Source organism: Flavobacterium magnesitis, assembly GCF_041729735.1.
Lineage (GTDB): Bacteria > Bacteroidota > Bacteroidia > Flavobacteriales > Flavobacteriaceae > Flavobacterium > Flavobacterium magnesitis.
Map to the genome: position 1 here is coordinate 104,315 of NZ_JBCFQK010000009.1, position 26,523 is coordinate 130,837.

At 33.5% G+C, this 26,523-nt stretch carries 21 protein-coding genes; 11 read left to right on the plus strand and 10 right to left on the minus strand.

The window, feature by feature from the left end; genetic code table 11:
- Positions 1-6: 6 nt before the first annotated feature.
- Positions 7-387, plus strand: coding sequence for a DUF983 domain-containing protein (locus AAGV33_RS08135; RefSeq protein WP_373391472.1), 381 nt, complete (start codon positions 7-9; stop codon positions 385-387).
- 2 nt (positions 388-389) lie between these two features.
- On the opposite strand, the gene AAGV33_RS08140 is transcribed toward AAGV33_RS08135, so the two are convergent.
- The 7 genes from AAGV33_RS08140 to topA form a co-directional block, all read right to left on the minus strand.
- Positions 390-1,442 (minus strand): NAD(P)/FAD-dependent oxidoreductase, encoded by a 1,053-nt coding sequence (locus AAGV33_RS08140; RefSeq protein WP_373391473.1) that lies wholly within the window; start codon positions 1,440-1,442, stop codon positions 390-392.
- A 62-nt stretch (positions 1,443-1,504) separates the two neighbouring features.
- Positions 1,505-2,395 (minus strand): type IX secretion system ring subunit PorN/GldN, encoded by an 891-nt coding sequence (gene porN, locus AAGV33_RS08145; RefSeq protein WP_373391492.1) that lies wholly within the window; start codon positions 2,393-2,395, stop codon positions 1,505-1,507.
- 56 nt (positions 2,396-2,451) lie between these two features.
- Entirely contained in the window at positions 2,452-3,990 is a 1,539-nt protein-coding gene (gene porM, locus AAGV33_RS08150) for a type IX secretion system motor protein PorM/GldM (RefSeq protein ID WP_373391474.1), read from the minus strand.
- 53 nt (positions 3,991-4,043) lie between these two features.
- Positions 4,044-4,694 carry a type IX secretion system motor protein PorL/GldL gene (gene porL / locus AAGV33_RS08155; protein ID WP_373391475.1) on the minus strand — a complete coding sequence of 217 codons (651 nt, stop codon included), beginning with the start codon at positions 4,692-4,694 and terminating at the stop codon, positions 4,044-4,046.
- Between the two features lie 55 nt (positions 4,695-4,749).
- The gene (gene porK / locus AAGV33_RS08160) at positions 4,750-6,159 is read right to left on the minus strand and encodes a T9SS ring complex lipoprotein PorK/GldK (RefSeq protein WP_373391476.1); all 1,410 of its coding nucleotides are present in this window, start codon (positions 6,157-6,159) and stop codon (positions 4,750-4,752) included.
- A gap of 261 nt (positions 6,160-6,420) precedes the next feature.
- Positions 6,421-7,572 carry a formimidoylglutamase gene (locus tag AAGV33_RS08165; protein ID WP_373391493.1) on the minus strand — a complete coding sequence of 384 codons (1,152 nt, stop codon included), beginning with the start codon at positions 7,570-7,572 and terminating at the stop codon, positions 6,421-6,423.
- Between the two features lie 57 nt (positions 7,573-7,629).
- Positions 7,630-10,146 carry a type I DNA topoisomerase gene (gene topA / locus AAGV33_RS08170; RefSeq protein ID WP_373391477.1) on the minus strand — a complete coding sequence of 839 codons (2,517 nt, stop codon included), beginning with the start codon at positions 10,144-10,146 and terminating at the stop codon, positions 7,630-7,632.
- Between the two features lie 299 nt (positions 10,147-10,445).
- Between topA and miaB the strand changes: the two genes are divergently transcribed.
- From miaB to groL, 8 genes are all read left to right on the plus strand, one after another.
- Positions 10,446-11,891 (plus strand): tRNA (N6-isopentenyl adenosine(37)-C2)-methylthiotransferase MiaB, encoded by a 1,446-nt coding sequence (miaB, locus tag AAGV33_RS08175; RefSeq protein ID WP_373391478.1) that lies wholly within the window; start codon positions 10,446-10,448, stop codon positions 11,889-11,891.
- 118 nt (positions 11,892-12,009) lie between these two features.
- A complete protein-coding gene (locus AAGV33_RS08180; RefSeq protein WP_373391479.1) occupies positions 12,010-12,156 on the plus strand; it encodes a hypothetical protein in 147 nt (48 codons plus the stop codon).
- A gap of 77 nt (positions 12,157-12,233) precedes the next feature.
- Positions 12,234-13,490 (plus strand): sigma-54 interaction domain-containing protein, encoded by a 1,257-nt coding sequence (locus AAGV33_RS08185; RefSeq protein ID WP_373391480.1) that lies wholly within the window; start codon positions 12,234-12,236, stop codon positions 13,488-13,490.
- A 117-nt stretch (positions 13,491-13,607) separates the two neighbouring features.
- Complete coding sequence (locus tag AAGV33_RS08190) at positions 13,608-14,111, plus strand: LptE family protein (protein WP_373391481.1); 504 nt, start codon at positions 13,608-13,610, stop codon at positions 14,109-14,111.
- Between the two features lie 79 nt (positions 14,112-14,190).
- Positions 14,191-15,024, plus strand: a complete 834-nt coding sequence (locus AAGV33_RS08195; RefSeq protein ID WP_373391482.1) for a tetratricopeptide repeat protein — start codon at positions 14,191-14,193, stop codon at positions 15,022-15,024.
- Between the two features lie 3 nt (positions 15,025-15,027).
- A complete protein-coding gene (gene secG / locus AAGV33_RS08200; protein WP_373391483.1) occupies positions 15,028-15,372 on the plus strand; it encodes a preprotein translocase subunit SecG in 345 nt (114 codons plus the stop codon).
- Between the two features lie 142 nt (positions 15,373-15,514).
- Positions 15,515-15,790, plus strand: a complete 276-nt coding sequence (locus AAGV33_RS08205; RefSeq protein ID WP_071184975.1) for a co-chaperone GroES — start codon at positions 15,515-15,517, stop codon at positions 15,788-15,790.
- Positions 15,791-15,864: 74 nt separating this feature from the next.
- A complete protein-coding gene (gene groL, locus AAGV33_RS08210) occupies positions 15,865-17,496 on the plus strand; it encodes a chaperonin GroEL (protein ID WP_373391484.1) in 1,632 nt (543 codons plus the stop codon).
- A gap of 73 nt (positions 17,497-17,569) precedes the next feature.
- Here the strand turns inward: groL and AAGV33_RS08215 are convergent, their stop codons facing one another.
- The gene (locus tag AAGV33_RS08215) at positions 17,570-18,823 is read right to left on the minus strand and encodes a glycosyltransferase (protein ID WP_373391485.1); all 1,254 of its coding nucleotides are present in this window, start codon (positions 18,821-18,823) and stop codon (positions 17,570-17,572) included.
- Between the two features lie 111 nt (positions 18,824-18,934).
- Here AAGV33_RS08215 and AAGV33_RS08220 point away from each other — a divergent pair, with 111 nt between their 5' ends.
- Both AAGV33_RS08220 and AAGV33_RS08225 read left to right on the plus strand, forming a co-directional pair.
- On the plus strand, positions 18,935-19,516 hold the full coding sequence (locus AAGV33_RS08220; protein ID WP_373391486.1) for a MiaE family protein: 582 nt from the start codon (positions 18,935-18,937) through the stop codon (positions 19,514-19,516).
- A 55-nt stretch (positions 19,517-19,571) separates the two neighbouring features.
- Entirely contained in the window at positions 19,572-22,301 is a 2,730-nt protein-coding gene (locus AAGV33_RS08225; protein WP_373391487.1) for an AsmA-like C-terminal region-containing protein, read from the plus strand.
- A gap of 81 nt (positions 22,302-22,382) precedes the next feature.
- Here AAGV33_RS08225 and AAGV33_RS08230 read toward each other — a convergent pair whose 3' ends face one another.
- Positions 22,383-24,647 (minus strand): LamG-like jellyroll fold domain-containing protein, encoded by a 2,265-nt coding sequence (locus AAGV33_RS08230; RefSeq protein WP_373391488.1) that lies wholly within the window; start codon positions 24,645-24,647, stop codon positions 22,383-22,385.
- Positions 24,648-24,689: 42 nt separating this feature from the next.
- A complete protein-coding gene (locus tag AAGV33_RS08235; RefSeq protein WP_373391489.1) occupies positions 24,690-26,330 on the minus strand; it encodes a pectate lyase family protein in 1,641 nt (546 codons plus the stop codon).
- Between the last annotated feature and the right edge of the window lie 193 nt (positions 26,331-26,523).

Sequence of the window (26,523 nt, forward strand, 5' to 3'; positions counted from 1 at the left end):
TTGCAAATGTTAAAAAAAGGATCCAAACTAAATAGTATTTTAACAGGAACTTGTCCGAAATGCCAAAATGAGAGCATGTATGTGGACAAAAATCCGCTGAATTTAGCTAATGTTTTAAAAATGAATGTAAAATGTTCGCATTGTGGCTTAACTTATCAAATTGAACCTTCTTTTTTTTATGGTGCCATGTATGTGAGTTATGGACTAAATGTAGCTATTGGAATTGCTGCTTTTGTTGTTTCTTATTTATTTTTTAATACTTCTCTTAAAACTGCTTTTATTGCAATAATAGCAACTCTAATTGTTACGTTTCCATTTGTACTCCGATGGTCGAGGAATATTTACATCAATATGTTTGTACATTACGACCCTAACTTTAAAGCATAAAATTATCTTTTATCCTTTGGTTTAAACCGATCAATATCAATTTCCTTTGGCAAAGGAATTCCACTTTCTATCGATTCGAATAATGCTTTGGCCATAGCAGGCCCAAGCATTACTCCTCTTGTTCCTAATCCGTTTAAAATATGAATTGACGAACTACTGGAATGAGTCCCAACAATTGGTCTTCTGTCTCTTACCGTAGGCCTAACGCCTGCAAAATGAGAGACAATTTCAAATTCGCAATTGATAATTTCCTGAATGCGATCTATTAATTCTTGTTTTCCTTCTTCGGTTGGCAAATCGGTTTTGTCTTTCCAATTGTAAGTAGCACCCACTTTGAATAATTCATCACCTAACGGAAGAATAAATACACTGGTATTTACAATTACATCCAAATCTAATTGTGATGCTTTGATGATAAAAAGTTCTCCTTTTGTCCCATCCAAAGGCAAATTATTAAAATAAGGATTGGCATGCATTCCGAAACCTTCAGCAAAAATAATATGTTTGGCTTCAATATTTTTATATCGAATACTCTCTGGTAAAATTTCTAGCACATTATAATCAAATGATTCCTGAAGCAAAAGCTTTTCTTGTAAAAGATAGTTTTTATAATTTTCCAATAAAGAAGCCGTATCTACATAACCTGTATGTAAAACTTCGCCATAATTATAGGGCGAATCAATTCCTGCATATTTTTTTGTGATTATTGAAGTAGATAAAAACGGAGCTAAACCGGATTTATCTGAAGCGGCAAACCAGTTGTTTTGCTCTTCGATAGAAAAGAACTTACGTAAAATAGGCTTTTTAAAATCCACCTTTACTTGAAGTTTTCGTTCTAAATCAGCATAAAACTGATTCATTAAAAGCAATTGTTCTTGGGCTTGCCAAACTTCACTAAAACGTTTTAAAATAACCGGATTATAAAGCCCACCAGCAATTTTTGATGATTTTTGAGAATTATTGTCAACAACTACAATACTTTTTTGGTTTGCCAAAGCAATTTCAGAAAATGAAATCCCAGCTAATCCGCATCCTACTATTAAATAATCTATCATACTACTCTAAATAAAAAACTCTTACCATCAAGGTAAGAGTTTTGTAAAAATTATAATTGAAATTAGTAATTCCACATGTCTGATTCAAAATCACGTATTTTCTCTTTCACACGTTCAGCTTCGAGTAATTGACTTTGAGCGTTGTCTTTCATGTATTCTTTAATTTCTCTATCTCCATAAACGTTTTCTTCTTTGTAAATTACACTATTAAAACGTCTTGAATTCAATATTTGGTCGAAAGAAATTGGCATAGCCGAATTTTTATCATTGAATGCTTTTGCTTCATGCAGAACCTCTCTTGCATCTGGGAAAAAAATCCAAAACAACTCAATATAATCTTTCTCTTCATTATTCATCGTGTACACATCAGGTGTAACAGGACAAATAGCAAGCAAACGGTATTTCAATTCACTCTGACGTTTGTCAAAGTACCAAAATCCTTTGATCTTGTATTGAGTAACATCCTGAGCAGTTAAATCTGATCTTAAGATATATTCTTCTGATACACTTTGACCAGCATTAACCTGTTCTCTTCCCACATCTGTGGTATCAATTCGACTCAATGAAGCCTGAATATCTTTGAATGTTTTTTTAGTATTAAAATAACTATCTGAATATACCTCCGTAATACTTCCTTCTTTTATTGCTCTGGTCAACACATCGTACAACGAACGTCTGTCAGAACCAATATTAGCCGTATCTATAGGAAAATAAAGTGGAAAGTTAATTTTCTCACTTAAATCGATTATTTCCCAAACCATTTTACCCATCAATACATCTCTATCATGAACGTAACCATACGCTAATGGTTTATCATTATCTGAAATGAGTTGAGCTGGAGTTTTCAATCCAATTTCTTCTGGAATTTTAGCATTCAGCAAATTAGACTGAGCATAAGAAGCTACTCCTCCAATTAAAGAGATTGCAATTATCAAAAAATTTCTCATATTCATCATAGTATCATTAATAAGAATGGATGTAAACTTCTATTCTGGGTAAAAGGTATTTATTATTGAATTTCAAAAATAACTGGAGCCGTTCTTGGCAATAAATAACTACCTGCACCAACTAATTTTGTTTTAATTTCAGAAATAGTCACCTGATCTCCTCTTCCTGCTTTAGAAAGTATCGCTTTACATTGTGCATTCAATCTATCGCCTTGAACCACCACAGTAGGCTGACCCGTAACTTTTAAATTAAATCCAACAACATTTAGATTAACATCAAAATCAAAGTCTACTAACTTCGCTCCAATTGTAGCAATCTCTAAGTTTGATTTAGGTCCTTTTACAACACCCATTTCACCTCTAATTGTACCTGTTGGGCCAGGAATTCCTTTGATTCTAAATACTTTTTTATCTGAAGCTACTTTCCCGTCAGACATTTTTCCTGAAACGTTAATTACAACTTCGTTTCCACCTTGCGGGTTCATCATATATTTTCCATTTCCAACTTTGGACAAACCTGGAGCCGAAGCATTAACATTATTGTCAGCAATACCTGCAAATGAAATAGAAATAGGATTTGAAACTCCTCTATACACTACATTCATTTTATCAGCAGAAATGGTAGCTGAATTAGGTCTTGGAACCACAACATATTTACCTGAGAATTTTAATGGAATTGTTTTTCCATCTTCTACAAAAGTAAATTGACCTGCAATATTTTGTTCTCCTACTCCTCCAGCAGTTAAAGCAATTTTAGCTTGTCCTGTAGCAGGATCTAATTTTGCTCCAGTAACGCTTGTTGGTTTTGTATTTGAATCATAACGACCTAAAACTACTTTACCTGTTACTGCTTCTCCTTGAAAATAAGCATTTTTGTCTAAGACCACGATTGCTTCATAATTATTATAAGAAGCTGCTGCAACTGCCGCTTTTCCTAAAGCTGCACTATAAACATCAGATTCCGCTTTATTAATATCATTTTGCCAGGTCGAAAGTTTTGCAACCGTTGCTATAGCTGGGAAATCTTTAAAGTGATAAGACAAATACTTATCTTTTAAACCTTCTTTGTTTTTAACATCAGAAAGGTCAAATTTACTTTCAATTTCACTAACAATAGCAGCATACTTTTTATCTCCCAAAGTAGCTTTCATATCAGCTTTGTATTGGTTAATAGTTGCTATAATTTCGTTCCCTTTTTTAGAATAACCTTCTCCGGTAAACCAATCTGCAATATTATCGCCTTTATCCATTTCTTCATAAGGCAGTTTTCCTGTTTCCGGATTTACCTCATAACCTGTAGTGGCTTGCGCTTTTAAGGATTGAATATAGTTATAAAAATTATCTGTTATTGTTTTTACTTTGTTAGCTGTTATGGATGCTGTAGCAAATTCTCCTTTGGCCTCAGCTGCTTTAGCATCCAGAGCACCTAACATCTGCTCGTTTGATAGTTTTGAATTTTCATTTGAACTCTCGAATTTTTCGTTCATTAATCCAAAACCTGATATTACTTCTTTTGAAACATTCATTGCCAACATAGCGATGAAAACCAAGTACATCAGGTTAATCATCTTCTGTCTAGGGGTTAGTTTTCCTCCTGCCATATTTTCTAATAATTAGTTGTAGTAATTTTGTTTAATAGTCTCGAACTTAATTATTATCCTTTGTTATTCATAGCAGAAAGCATTCCTCCATACACACTGTTTAATGATGTAATGTTTGCAGTCATAGATTGCATTTGCTCTTTTAATTTAGTAGCATTTTCAGCAATTTCTTTGTTAGCTTCAGCATTTCTAGAAGCACTTTCTAACTGCACTTTGTACAAACTATTTAAAGCTTCCATTTGAGCGGCAGCCATAGACAATTCGTCGCTGTATTTTTTTGTAGCAGCAATTCCGTCAGCAGCAGGAGCAATTCCTTTAGCAGCCGATTCGAAATTTTTGATACTATTTCCTAAACTTGCCATCAATTCACCATCGATTTTAGCATCTTTTAATAAATTATCTAATTTTTGAGACAACAATCCTTGAGCCTCAGAAGGAGATTCTGCTTTTGGTTTTCTTGCAGCTGCTGGAGTTCCATTAGCTAATTCTGGGTAAACTAAAGTCCAATCTAATTCGTTGTCTACAGGTTCAAAGGCTGAAAGTGCAAAAATAAAAGCCTCTGTTAATAATCCAATAGAAAGCATTAATGTACCAGTTAGTGGTCCAATTTCGAAATGTGTAATTTTAAAAAGAGCTCCAACAATTACAATTGCTGCTCCCATTCCGTACGCAAAATTCATTGCTTTTTTACTTAATAATGCCATAATCTTAGTTTTTAGTTCGTGTAGGTGTTATTTATTAATTTAAAGGGGTGTTTATTTATCTGCTTCTTCTTGTATCTCCAGCTCCTCCGGTAATTTGAACGCCCATGTAATCTTGAACTGTTCTAAAACCGATGAAACTTCTTGCTGAATCAGCATATTCAAAATCTCTGGTACTTACTTGTAAGAAGTAAGCAACATCTTTCCATGATCCTCCACGAACCACTTTACGTTTATTTGAAGCGTCTAAAACATTTGGATTCATTGTAGACACATATTCGTAAGCATTAGGATCATAAGACGAATCTGTCCATTCTGAAACGTTTCCAGCCATGTTATAAAGATTGTAACCATTTGGTTCATAAGACTTAGCTTCAACAGTATATAAAGCCTGATCAGCAGCATAATCTCCTCTATTTGGTTTAAAATTCGCTAAGAAACAACCTCTATCATTTTTAGTATAAGGGCCTCCCCAAGGATAAGTAGCTGATTGCAGACCACCTCTGGCAGCATATTCCCACTCAGCCTCTGTAGGTAATCTAAAAGAATTAATCAGGTCGCGACCACTCTTTTTAGATTTAATATAAGTATTTTTATTTAAAGTTCTCCATGCACAGAAAGCTTTAGCCTGTGTCCATTTTACACCTACTACAGGATAATCTCCATACGCTTTATGCCAGAAATATTCATTATGCATTGGCTCATTGTACGAGTAAGTAAAATCTTTAATCCAAACTGTGGTATCCGGATATACTTTTACTTCTTCATTTCTTATAAAATCTTTTCTTTTACCCACTTTCGCTTTTGCAGCAGCCTGAATATCCATCCAAGAGTAACGGAATTTCAGTTTATCAACATCAATAGGTCGTTCACCGTTATATGCTTCTTCAATTGGAATATACATTGAATCCATTACCTCTACATAATATTCATCAGGATATTGTTTCGGATCTTTGATTAACTTAACATTTCGGTTTAATCTCCTTCCGGCATACGGATCTTCATCGGTCCCTATACTATAATAATTATCATACATATACTTATCATATGCAGTCATTTTTTCAGGATCTGCATCATTAAAAGCAAAATCACCAATGCTTCCTGCTTTTTTTCCTTTTCCATCTCCAGGTTTAACACCAAAATCTTCTGCCATCACAGCTAACTTCAATCTTATCGTAGAATCTTTTACCCATTCTACAAACTGACGGTATTCACTATTAGTAATTTCAGTTTCATCCATATAAAAGGAACGTACCGTAACTGTTTTTGTTTGTGCATCTTGAACGCCAGCAATATCTTCATCAGATTTACCCATAATAAAGGCTCCTCCAGGAACTAGTGTCATTCCGTATGGCTTTTCTGGATGCCATTTTGCTCCTTTAACACCGACTAACTCACCTTTATCACTCGATTTACCACAGCTTATTAAAAGTGACAAAATTGCCATAAATGCAATGAACTTCTTCATATAAATTCGGGTTATATATTCTTTATTTTTTAAGTGTGTAAACGTATTTATTATTTATTAATAAAACAATATTTTTTTTTCTTTAATTCAACACTCAACCAAAAGTAAAGTTAAAAAAATTATAAAAAAAATATTTTATCGACAAAATGCTAAAAAAACACGATTAAAAACACATTTATCCGATGAAACGTAGTTTTTAAACTACTCTAATTAAAATCAAAACTCACTATTCTTCTACATACATTAACAAAAAACAGCATTTTAAAGCACATTTTTCCTTTGTGCTTTCCACCATCTTTCTGGTAATTCCTGATTACAAGCACCTAAATACTCTTCATAAGAACAAGGTAATAACGTATTTCGTTTTAGTTTATTATTCCCATTTGAAATAAAAGGAATTTCTATCCACCAACGATCTGTTCTGTCGCTTTTATAAAAAACCAAAGTCTCGTTCTCAATAGGAACACTGTATTTAATATAATTTTCTCTACTTCCAAAAGGATATTCTTTAGAACGGTAATGATACCCTTCTATAAAATACCAGATAATTTGTGTAATCAAAATTGATTCCTGACGAGAATTATGATGATTAAAAACGCCAAACATCGAAACCTTATCACTTATTCCCGCATATCTTGCTAAAGCGCAAATTTCTTTCCCATTAAAACCATTTGGAGCAAAAGAAACAAAATTTCCAGAATCGGCTGATTTTACTGCGTTTAAATCTAAACTAACAAAGTCAGCATCTCTAAAAACAGGCTCGGCAAGAGCAATATTATTTGAAACTTCACCAAGGCGATAGCCATCAAAAAACAATTTCTCAACTAAATCAATTTCTTCCTGAGAATTGTAATAGGTTTGGTAACCAATGTTGCAAAAATTAAATAAATTATTGGGTTCATCGATAATCATTTTTGACAAATAGGAGTTGCTTGACATCTCTTCTTCTTCTTTTCCAAAGTCGAATTTACTATCAATAGCAACCAGATTCACCATTTGTTCTAATTCATCATAAGCACGGTACATGCTGTATGTTAAATCCTGTGAACCTCCAATAATTATGGGAATGATTTTCTTTTTGATCAAATCAGAAACTACTTTGCGTACAGCAAAATAAGTATCTTCTTTTGAATTTCCTGGCAAAATATCACCTAAATCAGCAATGCTAGCATCCCAATTTCCAGGAAACATACTGTATAATTCTTGTCTAAATGCAGATAAATCTCCCGAATTTGAGATAGTATCACTTCCACGATTTTCTAAAACACCTATTAAAGCAATTTTTACTTTATTCAAATCTGGAAATTCTTCTTGGGTATGAAACACCACCTTACTTCCCAATTGCTGAGAACTTAGTGATTTTAACACTTCCAAAAAGTCATTATTTATTGGCTCCAGAAAATCAAATCCTATCATAATATGTTATTCTCAACTTTTTTGCTTCCCAAGAATAAGAGGAAAATACAAGTTTTATTTCTTTTTAGCTGTAGTTTTTTTTGCTGCTGGTTTTTTAGCAGCCGCTTTCTTAACTGGTGCTTTTTTAGCAGGTGTTTTTTGAGCAATCAATTCCTGAACTTCAGCCAAAGTCATTTTAGCAGCATCGACATCTTTACTTAATTCGATTTTGATTTTTCCTTTCGTAATTACCGAACGTCCCCATCTTGCTTTCTCAACTAAAATACCTTCGTCTTCCCAATTGTGGATTACTTTATCAATATTCTTTTGTATTTTATCTTCAATCAAAGCTTCAATATCCGCTTGCGATAAATTATCAAAATCATATTTTTTACTCACATTAATAAACATTCCGTCCCATTTAATAAAAGGTCCAAAACGTCCAGTTCCTTTTTGCACTCCTTCGCCTTTATAGGTAGCAATTGGCGCATCGGCTTTTATTTTTTCATCAATCAATTCTTGTGCTCTTTCTTTAGTTACTGCCAATGGATCTTCTCCTTTTGGTAACGAAATAAACACACTTCCGTGACGTACATACGGTCCAAAACGACCGTTACTTACCTCCACTTCTTCGTCTTTGTATGTCCCTAATGCTTTTGGCAACAAAAACAAATTCAAGGCATCTTCTAAGGTAATGTTTCCGATGTTTTGCTCTTTCATCAAACTAGCAAACTTCTTGTCTTCGTCTTCGGCATCACCAATTTGAGCCATTGGACCAAATTTCCCTAAACGAACTGAAACCGGTTTTCCGGTTGCAGGATCTGTACCTAAAATTCGTTCTCCGCTTTCTCTATCTGCATTGGCTTCGACATCTTTTACAGTAGGGTGAAACTGATCGTAGAACTCTTGCATCATAGTTGCCCATTCGATATTTCCTTCGGCAATTTCGTCAAAATCCTGCTCTACTTTTGCAGTAAAATTATAATCTAAAATGTTTCCGAAATTCTTAACCAAGAAATCAGTAACAATAGTTCCAATATCTGTAGGAACTAATTTTCCTTTATCAGAACCAGTATTTTCTTTTAGCAACTTCTCTCCTACTTTTCCAGATTGCAGCGTAAGTTGTGTATAATTACGTTCTTGTCCGTCTAAATTTCCTTTCTCAACATAATTTCTATTGATAATGGTAGAAATGGTTGGCGCATAAGTAGATGGACGACCAATTCCAAGCTCTTCTAGTTTTTTAACCAAAGAAGCCTCAGTATATCTTGCCGCTGGACGCGAATAACGCTCGGTTGCTGTAATATAATTGTTTTGTAATTTTTCGTTTACTTTCATAGCCGGCAACATGCCTTCTTGCTCCTCTTCGTCATCATCATGTCCTTCCAAATATACTTTTAAGAAACCTTCAAAAAGCAATACTTCTCCAGACGCAGTAAACAATTCGCTATGATTATTCGCCTGGATTTTAACGTTAGTACGTTCTAACTTGGCATCACTCATTTGCGAAGCTAAAGTTCTTTTCCAAATCAAATCATACAAACGTGCCTGATCTCTATCAATATTTACGGTATGACGTGACATATCCGTTGGACGAATCGCCTCGTGTGCTTCCTGAGCTCCTTTACTTTTGTTGGCAAATGTTCTAGGATTAGAAAACTCTTTTCCATAAGATTTAATGATCTCCGCTTCGGCTGCATCCATAGCATCCTTAGACAAGTTCACACTATCGGTTCTCATGTAAGTAATCAATCCCGCTTCGTACAAACGTTGTGCTAACTGCATCGTAATTCCAACAGGCAAATACAATTTACGTGCTGCTTCTTGTTGTAAAGTCGAAGTAGTAAATGGCGCTGTTGGTGATTTTTTTGTTGGTTTCGTTTCTAAATCCGAAACTTTATAAGTAGAACCGATGTTTTTACTCAAAAATTCTTCGGCTTCTTTTTTAGTATTAAAGTTTTTAGGTAATTTGGCTTTGAATGTTTTTCCAGCTTCGTTAGTAAATTCGGCCACTACCGAATAAGAAGCTACAGCTTTAAAATCCTGAATTTCACGCTCGCGTTCTACAATCAAACGAACAGAAACCGATTGTACACGACCTGCCGAAAGTCCGCCTTTAATTTTTCTCCACAAAACTGGCGATAATTCATAACCCACCAAACGGTCTAATACACGACGTGCTTGCTGAGCATTAACTAAATTATAATCAATTTCACGTGGATTATCAATTGCTTTTAAAATGGCATTTTTTGTAATTTCGTGAAAAACAATTCTTTTGGTTTTGCTTTTATCTAATTTTAATTCTTCCGCTAAGTGCCAAGAAATGGCCTCACCCTCGCGGTCCTCATCGCTTGCTAACCAAACCGTTTCGGCATTTTTAGATAAAGTTTTAAGTTTGCTTACTAAGGCTTTTTTATCCGGAGAAACTTCATATTTAGGTTTAAATCCATTTTCTACATCTACTCCTATTTCCTTTGAAGGTAAGTCGGCTATGTGACCATAACTTGACTCTACTTGAAAATCACTTCCTAGAAATTTCTCGATTGTTTTTGCCTTTGCAGGTGACTCAACTATTACTAAATTCTTTGCCATTACTTTATTTTTCTCAGACAAAAGTATCTATTTTTTTTAAATACAAAGGCTTTAGATTTTTTTTTTGAAAGATTTGGGAATTTTGCTTCAATATAAATACCAGATTTTTTCAGTCACTTTATTCTCAATTTCTTTAACGTAAATCTATTTTATCCGAAAAAATAGCTGATTTTCATTTCAACTAAAAACATAGAATTATTGTTCCATTTTTTAAAAACAAAAAATACTGTTAATTCTTCATCTGACATCTTGTCATATCCGTTTGATTTCTCTTATCTTTGTGCTTTGAAACAACTAGAATGGAAAAGATTATTGAAGAAAGTAAACAAGGAGAAAGTCTTGTTTTAGAACATAAACCAGAAAACACCAAAAAACTATTTATAGAAAGTTATGGCTGTGCGATGAATTTTTCAGACAGTGAAATAGTTGCTTCTATATTATCGAGCAACGGCTACAACACCACTCAAATTTTAGAAGAAGCCGATTTGGTTTTGGTCAATACGTGTTCGATTCGTGACAAAGCCGAACAAACTATTAGAAAGCGTTTAGAGAAATACAATGCGGTAAAACGCATTAACTCAAAAATGAAAGTAGGCGTTTTAGGTTGCATGGCCGAACGTTTGAAAAGTCAGTTTTTAGAAGAAGAAAAAATAGTTGATTTGGTTGTAGGTCCTGATGCTTACAAAGATTTACCAAATCTTTTAAGTGAAGTTGAAGAAGGTCGTGATGCGATTAATGTTATTTTATCGAAAGAAGAAACTTATGGCGATATTTCGCCAGTTCGTTTGATGAGTAACGGAATCACAGCTTTAGTTTCCATCACTCGTGGTTGTGATAATATGTGTACGTTTTGCGTAGTTCCTTTTACACGCGGACGTGAACGCAGCCGTGAGCCACAAAGTATTATGAGTGAAATTCAGGATTTATGGGATAAAGGTTTTAAAGAAATTACTTTATTAGGTCAAAACGTAGATAGTTATTTATGGTATGGCGGCGGATTGAAAAAAGATTTTGAAAACGCAACCGAAATGCAAAAAGCAACTGCAGTAGACTTTGATCAATTACTCGAAATGGTAGCAATTGGATTTCCAAAAATGCGTGTTCGTTTTTCGACTTCAAATCCGCAAGATATGCACGAAAGTGTATTGCATGTAATTGCAAAACACAATAATATTTGCAAACACATTCACTTGCCTGTACAATCGGGAAGCAATAGAATTCTAAAAGAAATGAATCGTTTGCACAGTCGTGAAGAATACATGACTTTAATTGATAAAATTAGAACTATTATTCCAGATGCGGCAATCTCGCAAGATATGATTGCTGGTTTCCCAACAGAAACCGAAGAAGATCATCAGGACACTTTAAGTTTGATGGAATATGTGAAATATAATTTTGGATACATGTATTCGTATTCTGAACGCCCAGGAACTTTGGCAGGAAGAAAAATGGAAGATGATGTTCCAGAAGAAACCAAAGCACGAAGATTACAAGAAATTGTCGATTTACAACAAAAACACGCTTGGTTTCGCTCAGAGGAATTCATTGGAAAAACAGTTGAAGTATTGATTGAAAAAGTTTCTAAAAAATCAACTGAAGAGTTTTCTGGAAGGAACTCTCAAAGTATTACAGTAGTTTTCCCAAAAGAGAACTATAAAATAGGTGACTTTGTAAATGTAAAAATCAATTCTTGCACCAGCGGAACATTAAAAGGTGAAGCGGTTGGATATTCTGAAATGAATTAGATTTAGAGTCATTGCGAGAAACGAAGCAATCACACTAAAACAATTTCGAAACAATTTGGAATCGATATACTAAATGTGATTGCTTCGTTCCTCGCAATGACAAATAAAAAAAACAAGAATGACAAAGAAACAAATACTTATAGTTATACTAACTTTTATCATTGGATTTGGAACTACTTTCTATATCATTAGAACTTATTTTCCAAAGCATAAAGTAGAACAAACGAATAAAATCAAAGATACTTTGACAAATAGTAAAGAATAAATCTGCGAATTTGCGGTTAACAAAAAATGAGATTGCTTTGCTTCGTGCCTCGCAACTCCTCGCAATGACAATACAATATGGAATCAGTTCAAAACATAAAACAACGATTTGAGATTATTGGGAATGACCCAAAGCTCAATCGTGCGATAGAAAAAGCCATTCAAGTAGCGCCAACTGACATTTCGGTGTTGGTTACTGGTGAAAGTGGTGTTGGTAAAGAAAATATTCCAAGAATCATCCATTCGTTATCACACAGAAAACACGGTAAATATATTGCCGTAAACTGTGGTGCTATTCCCGAAGGAACTATAGACAGTGAACTTTTTGGTCACGAAAAAGGTGCTTTTACAGGTGCAACAAGTACGCGTGAAGGTTATTTTGAAGTAGCCAATGGCGGAACTATTTTCCTTGATGAAGTTGGAGAGCTACCACTTACTACCCAAGTACGTTTACTGAGAATCCTTGAAAATGGCGAATTCCTGAAAGTAGGTTCTTCACAGGTTCAAAAAACCGATGTTCGAATTGTAGCTGCCACTAATGTGAACTTGTTTAATGCTATCGAAAAAGGGAAATTTCGTGAAGATTTGTACTATCGTTTGAGTACTGTAGATATTGCTTTGCCTCCTTTGCGAGACAGAAAAGACGATATTCATTTATTGTTTCGAAAATTTGCCGCCGATTTTGCTCATAAATACAAAATGCCTCCATTAAAATTAGATGATAATGCAGTGCAATTATTGCAAAAATACCGATGGAGCGGAAACATTCGTCAGCTGAGAAACGTTGCCGAACAAATTTCGGTTTTAGAAACCAATCGCGATATTTCCGGAGCTACTTTGCAAGCTTATTTACCGCCTACAGAAGGCAGCAATCTACCATCAGTAATTAAAAGCAATAAAAGCGAAAGTGATTTTAGTACAGAAAGAGACATTTTGTACAAAGTACTTTTTGATATGAAAAGTGATTTGAATGATCTTAAAAAATTGACCTTGGAACTCATGAAAAGTGGTGCTGCAAAGGCTCAGGATATTAATCCGAATTTAATTCAGAAAATATACGGTTCTAAAGAAGAAGATAGTGAAATCGAGTTTGAAGAACAAGCTGTAACCGCTGTGATGCCAACGAATCATAATGAAAACTACAACAATTCAGAAGACAATTATCTTTTTGCCGAAACTATCGAAGAAGAGGAAGTGTTGCGTTTAGAACAAAAAGAAATCGAAATGATTAAAAAATCATTAGAAAAAAACAAAGGAAAAAGAAAAGCAGCTGCCGATGAATTAGGAATTTCTGAACGAACGTTGTATCGAAAAATCAAACAATTCGACCTTTAAATAAATTCCAAAAAATAAATTCCAAATTCCAAATTAGTATATTTGAAAAAAAAATAGAATCCATCTTTCAAATTGGAATTTGGAATTTAAAAAATTGGAATTTTTTCAATAAATATTATGAAAAAAATATATTCACTTTTTGCATTCATTAGTCTTTTTATGTTGAGTGGTTGCGGAATTTACAACTTTACCGGAACGGGAAAAATCGATGCAAAAACTTTTCAAGTTAATTTCTTCCAAAACAATGCAGATTTAGTTGAACCAGGAATTGACCTAAAATTCACTAGGGAATTACAAGATCTTCTTATCAATCAAACTAACTTGAACTTGGTAAGTAGTGGTGGTGATTTAACTTATGAAGGAGAAATTGTAGATTACCGAATCAGTCCGATGACCGCTACTGCCGATCAACAAGCTTCTCAAAACCGAATAAAAATAAGAGTGAATGTACGGTTTATGAATAGAAATAAAGAAGCTGACGATTTTGAAAAACCATTCGAGTTTTATTACGATTACCCAGCACAAACACAGCTTCAAGGTGCAGTTCTAACTACGGCACTCGATGAAATTTTTGAAAGAATTACGCAGGATATTTTTAATGAATCATTAGCTAAGTGGTAAATTAAAAGTTTATTTGGTTAACCGTTTATTTGTTTAATCGATTAAACAAATAAACAGCACCGCGATTAAACAAAAAACAATGAACGTAACCGATTATACTTATTTAATTAACAAACCCAATACAATAACTCAAAAGCAAACCTTAGCTTTAGAGAAAGTATTGGACGAGTTTCCGTATTTTCAAAGTGCCAGAGCCTTGCGGTTAAAAGGGCTTTACAATGAAAATAGTTATCAGTATAATTCGGCATTAAAAGTTACAGCAGCACATACTACCGATAGAGCTATTTTATTTGACTTTATCAGTTCGGAAGATTTTAATGCCATTCAAAAAGCATTATTTGAGAAAAAAACCAATGAACTTCTTTCGATTCAGGTGGTGGATAGCATCGAAATCATTCAGGAAAAGACATTTGAAACTAACGAAAACAATGTTCCTTTAGAAAAAGAAACTGAAGTTTTAGAAATAACCAACACTACCGAAGAAAAATTAGAACTTGGAAAACCTTTAGAATTTTCTAAAAACGAAACGCATTCTTTCCAGGAATGGCTTCAACTTTCCAGAATACAACCTATAGACAGAACATCAGAATCCAAAAATAGTCAAGCCTCTCTTAAAGCAGAAGATGTTTCTAAGAAAAAACAAGAAGCAATAATCAATAAATTTATTGAAAGTAATCCAAAAATTTCAGCGGTTAAGCACGGAACACCGTCTATTATTAACATAGACATTAATAAAGAAGACAACACTTCGTTGATGACAGAGACTTTAGCCAAGGTATATTTAGAACAAAAAAAATATCAAAAAGCGATTCAAGCTTATGAAATATTAATTTTGAAATATCCAGAAAAAAGTAGTTTCTTTGCAGACCGCATATCGGATATTAAGATTTTACAACAAAACAATAATAATTAAGTAATGAGCACATTTTCAATTTTTTTAGTTTTAATAACAATAGTTTGTTTTCTACTGATTGTAGTAATTATGGTTCAAAACCCTAAAGGTGGTGGTTTATCATCTTCATTAGGCGGATCAACACAAATGGGTGGTGTACAAAAAACAACCGACTTTTTAGACAAAAGTACTTGGACTTTATCCATCGTTTTAATCTCATTGATTTTATTATCAAGTTTGAGTTTCACAGGAACTTTAAGCGATAGTGATTCTAAAATTATTGATAACACTGAAGCTGCTGTTCCTGCAACACCAGCTCCTACTCCTGCTCAACCAGCTGTGCCAGTTACGCCAGCCCCTGCAAAATAATTCCTATTCTAAAATAGATTAAAAAATGCCAGCCTGTCAAAGCTGGCATTTTTCATAAGAAAAAATGGCAGTGAAATTGGACTGGCATAATTTCTGAATACCCAAAGCAAAATTTAATTTAATTAATTTAAAATAAAAAATCATGACATTAAACATTAAACCACTTTCAGACAGAGTACTGATCGAACCAGTTGCAGCTGAAACTAAGACGGCGTCAGGGATTTTTATTCCAGATACTGCCAAAGAAAAACCACAAAAAGGAACTGTTGTAGCCGTAGGAAATGGCACAAAAGATCATGAAATGACCGTAAAAATTGGAGATACCGTACTTTACGGAAAATATGCTGGTACTGAACTAAAATTAGAAGGTACTGACTATTTGATTATGAGAGAAGATGATATCTTAGCGATAATCTAAAAAAACAAGTATTAAGAATTAAGTACAAAGTATTAAGATTTTTAAAACAATAATAAATAAAGAAATAAACAAAAATGGCAAAAGATATAAAATTTGATATTGAAGCACGTGACGGATTAAAACGTGGTGTTGACGCATTAGCAAATGCAGTAAAAGTAACTTTAGGACCTAAAGGTCGTAATGTAATCATTGGAAGATCTTTTGGTGGACCAGTTGTCACTAAAGATGGTGTTTCTGTTGCAAAAGAGATTGAATTAAAAGACCCATTAGAAAATATGGGAGCTCAAATGGTAAAAGAAGTAGCTTCTAAAACTAATGATTTAGCTGGAGACGGAACTACAACTGCAACTGTTTTAGCACAAGCTATTGTAAAAGAAGGTTTGAAAAACGTTGCTGCCGGAGCGAATCCAATGGATTTAAAAAGAGGAATTGACAAAGCGGTTGAAGCTATTGTTGCTGACCTTGCAAAACAATCTCAGGTTGTAGGAAGTGATTCAGACAAAATCAAACAAATTGCTTCTATCTCTGCAAACAATGACGAAATTATTGGTGAATTAATTGCTACTGCTTTCGCAAAAGTTGGAAAAGAAGGAGTTATTACTGTTGAAGAAGCAAAAGGTACTGATACTTTTGTTGACGTAGTAGAAGGAATGCAATTTGACAGAGGATACCTTTCTCCATATTTTGTTACTAATTCTGAAAAAATGGAAGTAGAATTAGACTCTCCATACATTTTATTATACGACAAAAAAGTTTCTTCTTTAAAAGAATTATTACCAGTTCTTGAGCCAGTAGCTCAATCAGGAAAACCATTATTGATTATTGCTGAAGACGTTGACGGAGAAGCTTTATCTACATTGGTAGTAAACAAATTACGTGGTGCTTTGAAAATCGCTGCTGTAAAAGCACCTGGTTTTGGAGACAGAAGAAAAGCAATGCTTGAAGATATTGCTATCTTAACTGGAGGAACTGTAATCTCTGAAGAAAGAGGTTATACGCTTGAAAACACAACTATCGAAATGTTAGGAACAGCTAAAAGAGTTTCTATCGACAAAGACAATACTACAATTGTAAGCGGTGCTGGTGAAGCTGAAATGATCAAAAACCGTGTAAACCAAATTAAAGGTCAAATGGAAGTTACGACTTCTGATTATGACAAAGAAAAATTGCAAGAACGTTTGGCTAAATTAGCTGGAGGTGTTGCGGTTCTTTATGTTGGTGCTGCTTCTGAAGTAGAAATGAAAGAGAAAAAAGACCGCGTTGACGATGCGCTTCATGCAACTCGTGCAGCTGTAGAAGAAGGAATCGTTGCTGGTGGTGGTGTAGCTTTATTAAGAGCTAAAGGAGCACTAGCTGATTTGAAAGCTGAAAATGCTGATGAAGCTACTGGAATCCAGATTGTTTCTCGCGCTATTGAATCTCCATTGAGAACTATTGTTGAAAACGCAGGTCTTGAAGGTTCTGTAGTGGTAGCAAAAGTAGCTGAAGGTTCAGGTGATTTTGGATACAATGCAAAAACTAATGAATATGTTGATATGCTAAAAGCAGGAATTATCGATCCTAAAAAAGTAACTCGTGTAGCATTAGAAAATGCAGCATCAGTTTCAGGAATGATTTTAACTACTGAATGTGCATTAATTGACATCAAAGAAGAAAACGCTGGTGGCGGAATGCCAATGGGCGGTGGAATGCCAGGAATGATGTAATATTTTTGAAATTCCAATATAAAAATTCTAAATTCCAAAATTGGAATTGAAATAAAAAAATCCGTCTTGTATATTACGAGACGGATTTTTTATTTTTCTCTTCAATCCAGCGGGACATATACTTGGTACTTTTTAAAGTATGATGTTGCAACAATTCACCCATAAAATTATTCAAACGATGTTGCTTTATATTCGAAAGTAAAAACTGAATTTGCGTAGCAAAATCGCCTTCAAACAACTTTCTTAAATAACGCTGTTTGATTATTTCAATTCCGTTGTCTTGGGCTTGAAGCCAAATTTCTTTGTGTTGATATAATTGTATTGCTTTATCAGCAAAAAGTTCTGGATTATCTTCCACAAAACCGTTCCAAGGTAAATTCCCTTGCATTGATTCGGCACCAATAGCAGTTGTAACACTTGGCGTTCCACATTGCATCGCTTCGAGTAGTTTTCCTTTTATTCCGGCACCAAAACGCAACGGAGCCAAAACTATACGCGCCTTTTCAACTACTTCATTCGCATTTTGAGCACGACCCTGAATCAGAAAACCTTCTTTTACGTTATTTAATTGCAATACTTTTTGAGAAGGATAAGCGCCATAAACATTTAAAACAGCATCTGGTAATTGCTTTTTTATAATTGGCCAAATTGTTTCTTTCAAATATTGTACTGCATTCCAATTAGGCTCATGAAGAAAATTACCAATAAAAACAAAATCTTTTCGAGTTTCAAAATCTGGCAAAAGATTCAAATCGGGAATAGCTTCTGGATTCAACAAAAGAGGCAAATAATACAACAACGCTTTATCAATTTTAAAAACATTTATTAGCAATTCTATTTCATATTCAGAAATCATTAAGGACAAATCGCAACGTAAAATACTAGCAATTTCTCTCTTAGCGACTTCTTCTGCTAATAAATCTGAAATTTGAAATTCACGCTTTTCTTTAAATGCTTTTTGTCTTGCCAATCGCAAACAATGCAAATCTTCGGTATCTAGAACTCGTAATGCATCGGGACAATTTTCGGCAACACGCCAGCCAAATTGCTCCTCAATCATAAATCGATCAAACAAAACAATCTTTGGATTTAACTCTTTTATAAAATCATCAAAACTGGAATTATTCAATTCAATTGATTCTTTTTGAACATCAAATTCACTCAAATCAACCATAAAATTACTATTCTGAGCGGGACTTGCAAAAATAACTTGAAATCCTTGTTTTTGAAACAACGAAATTAATTGCATCATCCTTCCGCCTGCCGCAGAAGAATTAGGCTCAGGCCACACAAAACCAATTATCAAGAGCGATTGCATCTGATTCATATCAACATAAAAATTAATAGTACAAAATAATACTAAATTAATGGTTATTCACTCCTTTCGACTAAAATAACTGAAATAAAGACTAATTTTGCAGCAATAAAACTGAGGAATATGTTAGGATTAAAATTAGCCACCGATCCAAGATGGGTCAACATTGTAGAATCTAATATTGAAGAAATTTTAACGGATCACGCCTGGTGCGAACAGAAAGCAGCTTCTAACGCCATCAGTCTTATTACTCAAAACTCTGAAAAAGAAGAATTGGTCACTGAATTAATGCTAATTGCTCAGGAAGAAATCGAGCATTTTAAAATGGTTCATGACCTTATCAAAGAAAGAGGACTCACTTTTGGACGTGAACGCAAAGACAGCTATGTTAATGAGCTATTCAAATTCATGAAAAAAGACGGAAGTCGTAACGATGCTTTATGCGAACGTTTGCTTTTTTCGGCAATGATTGAGGCCAGAAGTTGCGAACGTTTTAAAGTTTTATCAGAAAACATTAAAGACCCAGAATTGGCTCAATTCTACCGTGATTTAATGATTAGCGAAGCGGGACATTACACCACTTTTTTAGCTTTTGCCAAAAAATATGCCGACAATGTCGATGTTGACAAACGTTGGAAAGAGTGGATTGAGTATGAAACTTCAATAATTACAAACTACGGAAAAAACGAAACCATACACGGATAATAATTTATTCTAAAATTCGTTCCTAAATTTTATTTCTCAAATAACCATTACTATCATGTCTCAAAAAAAAGCTATATTTTTTAAAACCTTAAAATATATAGGAATCACGCTAATCACCTTATTGGCTTTCATGTTTATTGCTCCGTATATTTTTGCAGACAAAATTAATGCAGAAATAAAAAAAGTAGCTAATGAAAAACTAGACGCAAAACTGGATTACTCTGAATCTAACATTTCTTTTTTCACACATTTTCCTTCGTTAACCGTGAGTTTAAATGATTTTCAGCTTCATGGTTCAGCACCTTATCAAAATGAAAACCTAATATCTGCAAAAGAAATCGCTTTTGGTATTGATGTACCCAGTCTAATCTTTGGAAAGTCAGTGAATATTGACAAAATCTTTCTCTCAAATGCTGATATTAATGTAAAAGTCAACAAAGAAGGGTTTGCAAATTATAATGTTTACAAATCAAGTAAAGTCAAAACAACCGAAAAAGAGGAAGACAGTTCATTAAAACTGGAAAAAATCGAAATCACCAATACTAAAATTGTCTATGATGATTTATCGACCAAATTGCACTTTGATATTTTTGGTTTTAATTACTTAGGAAAAGGTGATTTAAGCAAAGCCATTTTTGATTTATCTTCTAAAGCACAAATTGAAAAACTCAGTCTTTTGTATGATAACGAAACTTACTTAATGAACAAAAAAATAAATGCCGATTTAATTACCAAAGTAAATGTAAACTCGCTTTCGTTGATTTTTCAGGAAAATGATTTAAAAATAAATAACCTAATTGTTGATTTTAAAGGAAAATTCGACTTCCTGAAAGAAGGATACAAAATGGATTTTGTTCTAAAAACTACCAACAGTAATTTGCATGATTTTTTTACTGCTTTTCCGCCAAAATTCATCACATGGCTTGATAAAACCAAATTAAATGGAAAAACAGATTGTATATTATCATTAAAAGGAAATTATATTGCTTCTAAGAATATTGCACCAAAACTGGAACTAGAATTCAAAATTAGAAACGGAAGTATTAATTACAATCAAAGTCCAGCCACTGTAACCAACCTAAATGTTGATTTTGATACCCAATTGCCTTCTTTGAATCCTGATTCTTTAATTGTGGATTTAAGAAACTTATCTCTTAACATTGATAAAGAATCTTTAAAAGCAAAATTATACAGTACAGGAACTACTAGTCTAGATATAAATGCTGAACTTAAAGCAAAAATTGATTTAGAAAAATTAAATCGAGCGATAGGAATTCCAGATATTGAACTAAAAGGAATGCTGGTAGCTGATGGAAAATCTAAAGGGAAATTTGATAAAAAAAGTGGAACATTTCCTGTAACAAATGCCATTATTAACTTGAATAATGGTTTTCTTAAAACTAAATATTATCCAAATCCAATCACTAATATTGAGATTGTTTCTACTATTTCGAATCCAAAAGGTACTTTCGAAGATTTAAAAGTAGTTTTACAACCTGCGCAATTTACTTTTGAAGGAAATCCTGTCTTTGTAAAAGCCAATTTGAGTAATTTTGACAATCTTATTTATGATGTTACTGCCAAAGGAACACTTGATATTGGCAGAATATACCAAGTTTTTTCTCAAAAAGGATTGGACGTGAATGGTTTTATTAAAGCCGATTTAGCCCTAAAAGGAAAACAAAGCGATGCCGAAAAAGGAAACTATTCGAAACTTAAAAATAGTGGAACACTTGAAATTCGAAACATCAAATTAGCATCTGAGTATTTACCAAAAGCATTTCTTATCAAAGAAGGAATTTTTAAATTCAATAATGATAAGATGCGTTTCAACACTTTTTTAGCTTCTTATGGACAATCTGATTTTAAACTAAATGGTTATTTGCAGAATGTATTCAATTTTCTGGCTTCAAAAAAAGGGGTTTTACATGGTTCTTTTTCTATGAATTCTAAATACATCAATGCAGATGAGTTCATGTCAAATACCACTATAAATACAACGGAAACAATTCCAACTGCTACTGCAAAAGAGACAGGAGTAATCATTGTTCCACCAAATTTAGATTTGCATTTTACAGCCAATGCACAAAAAGTAAATTTTAACGGATTGGAACTTAAAAACGCAAAAGGAAGTTTGAACATGAAAAACGGCTTGCTTAGCATGAAAAATACTGGTTTTGATTTAATAGGTTGTACGGTTGCTATGGATGCTACTTACAAAAGTGTTAATTCTAAAAATGCAATATTTGACTATCATATAAAAGCAAATGAATTTGATATTAAACGTGCTTATAAAGAAGTCAAACTTTTTAGAGAAATGGCAAGTGCTGCCGAAAAAGCCGAAGGAATTATATCTTTAGATTATAATTTAAAAGGACGATTGAATGCAAATATGGAACCCGTTTTTCCTTCTTTATTAGGAAATGGAGTTATCTCTGTAAAAAATGTCAAATTGTATGGTATGAAAATGTTTGGTAGCGTTGCTAAACAAACAAATAAAGAAAGTATTAAAAACCCCGAGTTAAGTAAAGTAGATATTAAAAGTTCTATTAAGAATAATATTATTACGATTGAACGTTTTAAATTCAAATTTGCTGGATTCAGACCTCGAATTGAAGGAACAACTAGTTTAGACGGAAGGTTAAATCTTAAAATGAGATTAGGTTTACCACCTCTTGGAATCCTTGGAATTCCTTTGACTATAACAGGAAATAAAGATAATCCTAGAATAAAAGTAGGTAGAAAAACAGAAGATTTAGAAGAAGCAAAAGATAGTATCCAATAATTCTAATTTTCGAAATAACAAAAAAACAGTCATCTCATAATTGAGATGACTGTTTTTTTTATAGCTTCTACTTTAAAAAAATTACTTCTTAACGATAGCTTTTATTGTATAATATCTGCCATTCTTGACATGTAAAAAGTAAATCCCTTTGTTTAAATCATTCATATACATCTGTTGCATAGTACTTGTTAAAGGTTCTGATTTGACTTTTCTTGCTAAAATACTATAGAGTGAAAGTTCTGCTTCATCAAAAACTGTATTTACTTTAATATTTAAAGATGTAACAACCGGATTAGGGAAGACAGTAACATTTTCGATAATACTAATAGCAGAAGTAGTGTCGCAACTTCCCAGTTTATCACCGTGATTCAAATGAGCCTGAACTGCATTTGAACTTATACAAATTTCCTTATCATTATGACAAACCATAACTTTATTACCTGAATTACCACACTGTACATTTATTGCATTAACATCTATTGAGGAAGAAGTTTGACAGCCCTTGGCATCAGTTATTATTACAGTATAGGTACCTGCTGTTGCTATAGCTATAGTTTGAGTCGTTTGATTTGTACTCCATAGGTAAGAATAGGGTGCTGTGCCCCCTGTAGCAACAGCTGTAATTGGAAGCAAAGAAGATCCATAACCAACATAGATAGTGTTTTTTTCCTGTGTATTATTAATAGCATAAACATCAGGAATTGATGCGGTTAACAAGATAGGATTTAAATCATCACAATCATCATTGTTTTCTACGCCACAAGCTACAGGATCACCACTACCAAGTCCATCACCATCATTGTCTGCATATAAAATTTTATTGTCATCGCAATCCGTATTATTTGTAGCATATCCTTCAGGAGCAACAGATGAACATAGCCATACTGCTACATTCGATCCAAACCCATCCTTATCCTCATCTACATAATATAAAATGGGTTCATGGACAGTAGGATCATCGTCATTACAATCATCAATGTTAGAATAACCGTCATTATCATTATCAATGGGAGTAGTTACATTAAATATTTCTGAATATGCTGAAGAATCCGTTTTATTAGTTGCTTTTAATCGGTAATAGTATTTGGTATTAGAAGTTAAATTTGTATCAGTGTAAGTCACTATATTAGCTTCAATTTCTTTTACTTTTACAAAAGAAATACTATCTATTGAGCGTTCAATAACAAAATTAGCTTCGTTATTTGAATTGTCCTTCCAATTTAATGTTACCGTACTTGAAGGATTTGGAAGTGCTACTGAATTTGTTTGAAACGTTACTTCTGAAGGTGCATTAATTAAAGTCGTATTATATATCGCTGCAATTTCTGAAGCGGATAACGCATAATTAAATATCTTTAACTCATCTAATTTTCCTTTGTATGGAGCTGGAGCTGTACCTGATGCTAATTCAAGTTCGCCAATGTTTCCTAATATTAAGTCTGTTGCTTCTGCAATACCAGTTACTCCTGTTTCATCCAATTCATTCTGAAGTACTCCGTTTAGATATACGCGTAATTTATGAGCAGTAACATCTCTCATTAAAACAACATGTTCCCAGTTTCCTGTAAAAAATTTAGATCCTGTTGCTTTTACTTCTTTTTTGACAATATCATCATCTATAGCAAAACGAAGTTCTCCACTTTTAAATTCAAGATTATAACGTTTACCGGTTGCTCCGGTTGTTGCATTTTTGGTAAATGAGCCTTTGCATAATAAGTAAGCAGAACTAGTTGATCCTGTTGGAAGCAAATTTGGAGCTGCATTCATCCAAAATGAAATAGAGAATGAATTTTTGTTTAAGTAAATTTGATCCTGATTAGGAATACTCACCATATAGTTATTAGTATTGGATGTCGAAAAATTAAGAGCATTATTCGCTTTTCCTGCTATTCTTACATTGGTATTATCAAAATCTAAATCTAATTTTCCATTGTTGCTGTAATTAGATAAATCAATAACTTCATCTCCTTCTCCAGCAGTTTCTTTAAATGGCCAGTGTCCAACCAAACCTAAAGGTAAATCGGAAATTGTTCGAAAATTCCAAATATCACCAGTAACAGTCCCTTTTGAATTTGTAGCATCCACTCTCCAATAGTATTCTGTACCTAACACTAAATTTGATGCTGAAAATGAAGGACTAGCTACATAATTCACATCAGCTATTTTACTAAGTTCCAATGGATCTGTCCCAAGATATAAGGCATAAGTTGTTGTATTATTACTTCCTGTCCATTTTAAAATTAGACTTCCCTCTGTTGGTTCTACATAATTGAATTCGTTTGTAGGATTAGGACTCGTAGTCTTCGTAGGAGCTGAAGGTAAAGCTGGTGTAGTGATAGCATTCACATCACTGTAGCTGGAAGATTCAGTAGTAGTTATGGCTTTTATTCAATAATAATATTTAGTATTAGGAATTAAATCAACATCAATATAAGTAACCGTATTTGCAGCTACTTGTGAAATTTCGGTATAAGAAGTTCCATCTGTGGAGCGTTCAATTACAAAATTAGTTTCGTTTGCCGAATTATCTTTCCAATTTAAAATAATTTGACTTGAAGGAACAGGTGTTTCAACTGTACTTGCATTAAAAGTAATAGCAGTTGGAGGAATAATGAATTCAGGAGGAACAGTATTAATCAATCCATTTATATATACTTCAATATTTAAGTATCCTGAAGCGGTCGTACTACTTAAAAGGGCATCATTAGGATTATTTTTATCTAATCCATTATCATCTTCCCAGGCATCAGGCATTCCATCATTATCAGTATCCAATGGTGCTGGAGCTGCATAAACATGACCAGCTCCTCCGTTAATAAAACCAAATTGTCTTGTCAGATCAGATTGAACATAAACATAAGTCGCTGTTGTTCCTTTAGACATCAAATCGGAAATCATTAAATTATCTACCTGATCACGTCTAGGATACGATGCTCCTGCACTTGATACAATTTTATCAAAAGCATTTTGAGCAGTCAAAGGGGTATTTTTCATTGGATAATCATAAGGAGATGATAAAATTGTTGTTGCATCTCCAGTAGGATATCCAGTTAAATCTTGAGGAACTAAAGTTCCATCTAATATGCCGTTTCTATTATTATCAAAATAATTTCCTGAACCATAAACAAAAAAATTAGCATTTCCTCGGTTAAAAGGTGTCGTAATTGAAGTGTTTGTATTTGGACCTCCAATAAAATAATTATTAATAATATTCACATCAGAAGTTCCTGCAGAATCACCACCCATAATGTAAGCGTCACCAGATTCAGTATGTCCATAAGTATTCCCATAATTACCCCAATTGTAAACAACGTTATTTACAAACTCATTAATTCCTTTTATTTTATTATTTCGAGTCTTATTACAGATATACAAGTTTCCTATTAAACTTATCTTACCACCTGCCGAAGGCTGAATTAGTCCACCAGCAGAATGATTATGGCGATGCAATCCCTGCCCCATAATAGAATTCTGAATTGTTATATTATCAGGACTTGATCCTTTATTATCCCAGTTGATAGAGAATACTTCGTCTGTACCCCAAGAAAAAGTCATATGATCAAAAATCATATTAGCACCATTTGCTAAACCTGATGCGTCTTGATTTTGGGCAGTGCCTCCATAACGAATACGAAGATATCTAGCGATAGTATTATTAGCTCCAGTAAATGTTACCCTTGGGCCTAAAAGTACGATTCCTTCACCCGTAGCTGTTTGTCCTGCGATGGTTGTATTTTTTGCTACTACAATTTGAGATTGTAGATTGATGATACCTCCAACTTTAAAAATCACAAAACGGCCTTCTTTGCTCACCGCATCACGAAATGAACCAGGTCCGCTATCATTCAAATTAGTAACTAGATAAATTTGAGGGTTCGCAGCTCCTCTAGCTCCAGTAGTAAATCTACCAAATCCTTCGGCTTCAGGAAAAGCTAATGTTTGAGAGTTTAGATTCCCCGAACTTAATACAAGTCCATATAACATCAAAGCTTTTGGAACTTGTTTAAAAAGTAAAGTTTTAAATTTCATAAATTAATTGGTTAAGGTTAATTAACTCAAATCTATTTATTTAACATTAAATTAGCATCCTGTCCTGTCCTGTTCTGATTTTTTTTAATCATAATCGAAATTGCATTTCATATAACAAATGAACTTTACACTTACTGCTTGGTCTCTTAAAACAAAAAACGTCATGATTGATGTAAACGAAAAAACCCTATTC

Coding starts and splice junctions, on each gene's coding strand:
- AAGV33_RS08135 (WP_373391472.1), top strand. CDS start 7: ATGTTAAAAAAAGGATCCAAACTAAATAGTATTTTAACAGGAACTTGT.
- AAGV33_RS08140 (WP_373391473.1), bottom strand. CDS start 1,442: ATGATAGATTATTTAATAGTAGGATGCGGATTAGCTGGGATTTCATTT.
- porN (WP_373391492.1), bottom strand. CDS start 2,395: ATGAATATGAGAAATTTTTTGATAATTGCAATCTCTTTAATTGGAGGA.
- porM (WP_373391474.1), bottom strand. CDS start 3,990: ATGGCAGGAGGAAAACTAACCCCTAGACAGAAGATGATTAACCTGATG.
- porL (WP_373391475.1), bottom strand. CDS start 4,694: ATGGCATTATTAAGTAAAAAAGCAATGAATTTTGCGTACGGAATGGGA.
- porK (WP_373391476.1), bottom strand. CDS start 6,159: ATGAAGAAGTTCATTGCATTTATGGCAATTTTGTCACTTTTAATAAGC.
- topA (WP_373391477.1), bottom strand. CDS start 10,146: ATGGCAAAGAATTTAGTAATAGTTGAGTCACCTGCAAAGGCAAAAACA.
- miaB (WP_373391478.1), top strand. CDS start 10,446: ATGGAAAAGATTATTGAAGAAAGTAAACAAGGAGAAAGTCTTGTTTTA.
- AAGV33_RS08180 (WP_373391479.1), top strand. CDS start 12,010: ATGACAAAGAAACAAATACTTATAGTTATACTAACTTTTATCATTGGA.
- AAGV33_RS08185 (WP_373391480.1), top strand. CDS start 12,234: ATGGAATCAGTTCAAAACATAAAACAACGATTTGAGATTATTGGGAAT.
- AAGV33_RS08190 (WP_373391481.1), top strand. CDS start 13,608: ATGAAAAAAATATATTCACTTTTTGCATTCATTAGTCTTTTTATGTTG.
- AAGV33_RS08195 (WP_373391482.1), top strand. CDS start 14,191: ATGAACGTAACCGATTATACTTATTTAATTAACAAACCCAATACAATA.
- secG (WP_373391483.1), top strand. CDS start 15,028: ATGAGCACATTTTCAATTTTTTTAGTTTTAATAACAATAGTTTGTTTT.
- AAGV33_RS08205 (WP_071184975.1), top strand. CDS start 15,515: ATGACATTAAACATTAAACCACTTTCAGACAGAGTACTGATCGAACCA.
- groL (WP_373391484.1), top strand. CDS start 15,865: ATGGCAAAAGATATAAAATTTGATATTGAAGCACGTGACGGATTAAAA.
- AAGV33_RS08215 (WP_373391485.1), bottom strand. CDS start 18,823: ATGAATCAGATGCAATCGCTCTTGATAATTGGTTTTGTGTGGCCTGAG.
- AAGV33_RS08220 (WP_373391486.1), top strand. CDS start 18,935: ATGTTAGGATTAAAATTAGCCACCGATCCAAGATGGGTCAACATTGTA.
- AAGV33_RS08225 (WP_373391487.1), top strand. CDS start 19,572: ATGTCTCAAAAAAAAGCTATATTTTTTAAAACCTTAAAATATATAGGA.
- AAGV33_RS08235 (WP_373391489.1), bottom strand. CDS start 26,330: ATGAAATTTAAAACTTTACTTTTTAAACAAGTTCCAAAAGCTTTGATG.